The organism is Hydromonas duriensis (genome assembly GCF_004363775.1).
Lineage (GTDB): Bacteria > Pseudomonadota > Gammaproteobacteria > Burkholderiales > Burkholderiaceae > Hydromonas > Hydromonas duriensis.
In genome coordinates this window covers 1-3,485 of record NZ_SNZE01000056.1, presented here as the reverse complement: position 1 = coordinate 3,485, position 3,485 = coordinate 1, and the positions used below count along the sequence as shown (strand labels likewise).

General features: G+C 41.5%; 5 protein-coding genes and 1 pseudogene. 5 read left to right on the top strand and 1 reads right to left on the bottom strand.

The genetic code is table 11. The features are described from left to right. Positions 1-24: 24 nt before the first annotated feature. A complete protein-coding gene (locus DFR44_RS11145; RefSeq protein WP_133620012.1) occupies positions 25-330 on the bottom strand; it encodes a transposase in 306 nt (101 codons plus the stop codon). A 109-nt stretch (positions 331-439) separates the two neighbouring features. Between DFR44_RS11145 and DFR44_RS11140 the strand changes: the two genes are divergently transcribed. The 5 genes and pseudogenes from DFR44_RS11140 to DFR44_RS11120 form a co-directional block, all read left to right on the top strand. Continuing rightward, positions 440-1,048, top strand: a complete 609-nt coding sequence (locus tag DFR44_RS11140) for a hypothetical protein (protein WP_133621640.1) — start codon at positions 440-442, stop codon at positions 1,046-1,048. A 15-nt stretch (positions 1,049-1,063) separates the two neighbouring features. Further along, positions 1,064-1,555 (top strand): hypothetical protein, encoded by a 492-nt coding sequence (locus DFR44_RS11135; protein ID WP_133621639.1) that lies wholly within the window; start codon positions 1,064-1,066, stop codon positions 1,553-1,555. Between the two features lie 445 nt (positions 1,556-2,000). Continuing rightward, positions 2,001-2,492 (top strand): hypothetical protein, encoded by a 492-nt coding sequence (locus DFR44_RS11130; protein ID WP_133621638.1) that lies wholly within the window; start codon positions 2,001-2,003, stop codon positions 2,490-2,492. A 39-nt stretch (positions 2,493-2,531) separates the two neighbouring features. Further along, positions 2,532-2,714: pseudogene (locus DFR44_RS11125) on the top strand (IS5/IS1182 family transposase); the annotation flags it as partial. 108 nt (positions 2,715-2,822) lie between these two features. Beyond that, on the top strand, positions 2,823-3,485 hold a 663-nt coding region (locus DFR44_RS11120; RefSeq protein ID WP_211336957.1), incomplete at its 3' end, for a phage late control D family protein.

Here is a 3,485-nt window from a genome sequence, read left to right as displayed (position 1 = left end):
CGTCCTGACCAATCATTGCGTACTTTACGGTTTCAGGCTCGCAAAGTACGCGCTTGCCTTTTTTAGGAATTCAATCTCCCGCTTGCGCAAATCAAGCTCTTTATGAGCGGCTTTGAGTTGACGCTCTAATGTTTGATAGTCTTGGCGACTTGGGCTTTGGCCTTTGGTTGAGGCAGCTTTAGGATTCTTCATGGTTTCATAAATCCAGTTCGTTAATGTACCGTAGTTTATACCCAAATCTCGAGCCACTTCCGCGTAACTCAGCTCTCCTGATAATGCTAAACTCACTGCCTCAGCTTTGAATGAGTCATCGTAACGATTGCGTTGCATTTGACACCTCTCTTTTTACGTTAAAAGGTGTCCGTCAATTCGAGGGCAGATCATCTTTTGGACAGCGGCCGATAATGAGAACTCAGAATGGAGTCGCGCTGAAATACCTATGAGTAAGATTCATTCGTTGCTTACAAAAGAGGGGGATCAAGAAAAAGTAAATAAAGTTGTCGTTCAGATAACAGCTAAAAAATATGGTAGAGAGTTAACACCAGGTGAAAAGCTTATGGCGAATAAAGTGTTTAATGGTCGCCTCAATTTTGACAAGCTCAGGATGTTTAATGGCACGCTTGCCCACATTCAGCCTGAAGGTCGTGCCATGACCCCAGTGGGTAAAGTATATTGGCCTAGTGAATATTATCGCGATGATTTCTCGCAAGTCAGGTTTTCAGAGCGAAATGGTGAGTACATTCGGCATACTTTCATCCATGAACTTGCCCATGTATGGCAATATCAGCAGAACACCAACGTGATTGTACGCGGTCTCGTAAACGGGGCTATGGATGTGGTCATTGAAGTGTTCAAGGACTCAGTTTATTACTACGATATTACAAATAATAAGCCTTTCGCTAATTATTTATTAGAACAGCAAGCTGAAATGATTGCTGACTATTACCGCATGGAATATGAAGGGCTACCACCATATCGAACTAAAAACGTAGAGAAAAATGCTCAGCACATTGATGCTTACCGCAAAAAACTGGCCTTCCTTAAGTGATATAGCGAGGTTCTTATGAAAACCATATCAAAAAAATCAATTTTTACCATCGGCTTGGTGGTTGTAGTTTTGCTTAGTTGTCAGCAACTTTTAGCTGATAAAGAAATGGAAGTCAAATTACTTGATGATAATAGAATAAAATTTATTACCCACCGAGGCGCTGGGGTGCGTGGAGTTACTATTAGCGATCTAGATGATCGGCTAACGATAGCTGGAGATGCAGGCGGTGCCATTGACTTAAATAAGCTAACAAATGAAGTGACCAATACTTTAAATCTCAATGCAAAAAACGAAATCCCAATTTTTTCAATCGTAAATAGCGAGCGTGAAATTATAATGAGCGACGCAGATATTTTATTAAAAAATAGACTTTATCTCGTCTTTGTAAAGACAAATAATGAACCAGAGGATGTAATATTTTGCATAAAAAGCGACACTGTAGTCATTACAGGAAGTGGGAACGATGATGCGTTTATAAAACGTTGCCACAAAGAGTCATTGCCTTAGAAACGCATGCTCATCACCACGCAAGGTAAAACCAATGATGAGAATCGTCAAGCCGATGTCAGCGAAGTACATAGGACAGTCTTCGGTTTACTCATTGTGTCGTAAATTCAGTTGGTTGTGGAGCATGTAGGGGGCTGTAAGAAATTCTTGGTAAATGCGCAAGTGCATTTTAATACAAGGGCGGCACTTAAATGGCTTTGCGAATTTCATATGGATAGTCGACATATTATGAGTGTCGGTAATAAGGTCATTCATGGCTGTGACCTCTGTTGAAAAAAGTATACACATTTGATTAGAGCAGCAAGCTGAAATGATTGCTGACTATTACTGTATGGAATATGAAGGGCTACCACCGTATCAACCTGAAAACGAAAAGAAAAATGCCAACCACATTGATGTTTACCGCAAAAAGCTGGCCTTCCTTAAGTGATATAGCGAGGTTCTTATGAAAACCATATCAAAAAAAATAATTTTTACCATCGGTTTAGTGGTTATTGTTTTGCTCAGTTGTCAGCAACTTTTAGCTAACAAAAAAGTTGAGGTCAAACTACTTGAAAACAATAGAATTAAATTTGTTACTTACGGTGAAGCATGGGAGCGTGGTTTTGAAATTAGTGATATAGATTATCAGCCAAGTCATGAAGGCGGGGCCATCACCTCAAGGAAACTACCCAATGAAGTGACCAATACTTTAAAAGTTGAAAATTCTAATGTAAAAAACAAAACTCCAGTTTTTTCAATGGGAAGTAGCAAGCGAGAAATTATAATGAGTGACGCAAATGTTTTACTTAAAAATAGAGTTTATCTTGTATTTGCAGTTACAGGTCCCGTACCAGAGAGCTATGTATTTTGTATAAAAAATGATGCTGAGATTATTGTGGAAAATGACAGTTATGACTCGTTTATAAAACGTTGCCACAAAGAGTCATTGCCTTAGAAACGCATGCTCATCAACACGCTAGGTAAAACCAATGATGAAATCGCCAAACGCAGCGAACGTCATACCTTTAAAGCCATTCCGAAGCGTAAGGTCTTTGATCGATCATTTGGCTGGATTGAAAAATGCAGGAGACTTTGGAAAAACTGTGAACGGCAAATCAATACCAGCATACAGCTCGTTAATTTACGTTTATTGCTTTGCTTATTCAGGAGATTTTGAATAGGCCCGCCTCAACAAAGCACTTGCATCAAAGACAATGCTCTGCTACAGTCCTAAACTAAAGTTATAACCTAAAATCAACAAACCTTACAAACGATAGAGTTCAATATGGCCTCCATGTTTAACACCCGCACCATCTCGGTTCACAGTCCAGCCTTTAAGTCCTCAGAATGGGGCACACCGTTCTTTCTGTTCCACAGCATCAAAGGCACAGAGAACGTCAACGAATTGTTCGAATACACAGTCCAAGTCAGAACCCAAGACGAACAAGGCAAAGGCATCATTGAACAATACATCAGCAAAGCCGAAGCCATGGCAGGCGGCGCACCTGGCAGCAATCTCGACTTAAAAAGCACCATCGGTGCTTCACTCGGCGTGGCGATAGAGCTAGATGGGAAAGTAGATGGTGTACTCAGCCTCATCGGCGAACCCATTGAACGTCAAGCAGGCGGCATCCTCGATGCTGCACGCGGTCAAGGCACCCGTTACATCAATGGCATCATCACCCAAGCCGCGCACATCGGCACCCTTGGTCGACACGCATTGTACGAGTTCACCATCCGCAACTGGATGTGGTTATTGACTCAATCGTCAGACTACAAAGTATGGCAAAAGATGAGCATTCCCGACATCATCCGTGCCGTCCTCAGCACCTTGCCCTATAGAGTCGAATATAGACTCACCCAAGAATATAAAACCCTCGATTACCAAGTACAGTACGGCGAGACGCATTGGCATCTGATTCAACGTCTGATGGAAGAAGCAGGGATT